The organism is Prevotella sp. HMSC077E09 (assembly GCF_001814685.1).
Classification (GTDB): Bacteria; Bacteroidota; Bacteroidia; order Bacteroidales; family Bacteroidaceae; genus Prevotella; species Prevotella oris.
Map to the genome: position 1 here is coordinate 44,424 of NZ_KV817572.1, position 1,724 is coordinate 46,147.

The window sequence follows — 1,724 nt, forward strand, 5'->3', positions numbered from 1 at the left end:
CATTTGCTTTGAATAACAAGCGTTTTTGATAAGAATTTCGTTCATTTGCGTCATCATTGAGTTTTTTGGTGATTGGAAATAGAGAAGAGCTATCTATTATATACCTCTTCCTCGTTTCTTCTTTTTCTTGGCTTGGCTTCTGAGTTTTCGTTGCCAAGCCATCTCGGCATAATCATCACCGTGTGTCTGTGGATTAATAAGTCCACCTGCCCCCGAAATCATTTCTTCGGCTGCATTCAAGGCGACACTTGCTACATTTCCTACGGCTTGTGCAATAGATGAACCTTCGTTTGCTTTTGTAGGCGGTATGTATGAACGACTAGGAGGAACAAGTTGATAGCCTGTGTTTGAGTGAGTTTTATCTTTTGCAGTCTCGTGTGCCATTGTGTGAGCTTTTGTTATCGTCTCCTTTGTTTCGGCTTTATTGGCTACTTCAAAGTTCTTTTGCAAGGAACGGTAGCCGAACTCCCTGCCGATTTCGGAAGCCTTGAAACATTGCCCGTTGTAGGAGAACTTCAAACCATATACTTTACCCTGCTTGTTTTTCAAACGTTCTATGGTTACACCACTCTTGTTAAGGTCGTAGAGGAACATGGAGTGCCCCGTGATGCCTGTGCCTTTGTATTTTTCAAGTAGGGCATAGCAAATCTTCTGTATTTGTTGCTTGGTCTGTTCTCTCGTAGGATTGGCCTTTGCTTTTTGGTGTTGTCTTTCCGCTTTTACTTCCTTTGCAATGGTCAGGCCGTACTTACGGCTAAGTTCCTCTGCGACCCTCGCTGCTCACAAAGGTAGTGTCATAAACGTTGCCATACAGACTAATGCGATTGGCGATGATATGGATATGCATATTGTCGGTGTCTTTGTGTGTAACCGCTACCCATTGATGGTCGGCAAGCCCCATGCACCCTGCAAAGTTTGATGCAAGATTACGGACAGAGGTTAAATTCAATCCTTTCTCGTCCTTTGGGGCTATACCGATTTCAATGCGGAGGAACTTGTTTCTGCACCGTGTGTTATAGTCGTTCACCATCTTCATTTCCTCGTAAATTTCCTTTGGTGTTGTTCCACAGAGATTATGAAAGAGAAGTGTTTTACCGAGTTTTCCTTCTCTGAAAATATAGTCTAAAGCCGTGCTTCCGTGTGCTATCGCCTTACACTTTCCTATCATTCTCCATCAGATTTAAGAGTTTAATTACCCTTTCCCCAATGTGGTATTTGGGATTGAAGAAACGCTTAAATGCTTCCCTTGCCAGATAAGAAAGACTTTGGGTAATCAGTACCCATGCATCATCCTTTACCTTGATAAGATTGGAAATATGTGAGAAGAAGTAGGCCGTTCGTCTGAGTAGTTCGATGGCTTCCCTTTCATAGTCGGTCATCTTGGGAACAGCTGCCACTTCACCGTTAAGGAGTATCTCACGGCAGTAGTCTGAGAACTTCCGCCCTGTACTTTCTACCTTTGACCTAATACGCTGCTTTTCCTCTCTTGTACATCTTACCTTGATGAACTCCGTCTTGTTCATCCTCACTTCTTCCTTACCTCGTTGCTGCCACTTGGCAGTCTTTCTATTATATCTGTCCATATAAGTTTCTTTGAAAGTTAATCATTGTAGATGATTTGTTATTGCTTAATTTCTGAACACTGACCGATGAGAACGAAGTGATTACGGTCTAATCTCCCCGACAATTAAACGAGGGGAGCAAGCGCAGTTTGTGGGTACAAA

General features: G+C 42.9%; 1 protein-coding gene and 1 pseudogene. Both read right to left on the reverse strand.

Going from position 1 to position 1,724, the window contains the following annotated elements; all coding sequences use genetic code 11:
* Nucleotides 1-96: 96 nt before the first annotated feature.
* Nucleotides 97-1,168 (reverse strand): annotated as a pseudogene (locus HMPREF2983_RS08065) (relaxase/mobilization nuclease domain-containing protein).
* On the reverse strand, nucleotides 1,152-1,583 hold the full coding sequence (locus HMPREF2983_RS08070; protein WP_070667671.1) for a plasmid mobilization protein: 432 nt from the start codon (nucleotides 1,581-1,583) through the stop codon (nucleotides 1,152-1,154). The pseudogene HMPREF2983_RS08065 and the gene HMPREF2983_RS08070 overlap by 17 nt, the downstream one beginning before the upstream one ends.
* Nucleotides 1,584-1,724: the final 141 nt, after the last annotated feature.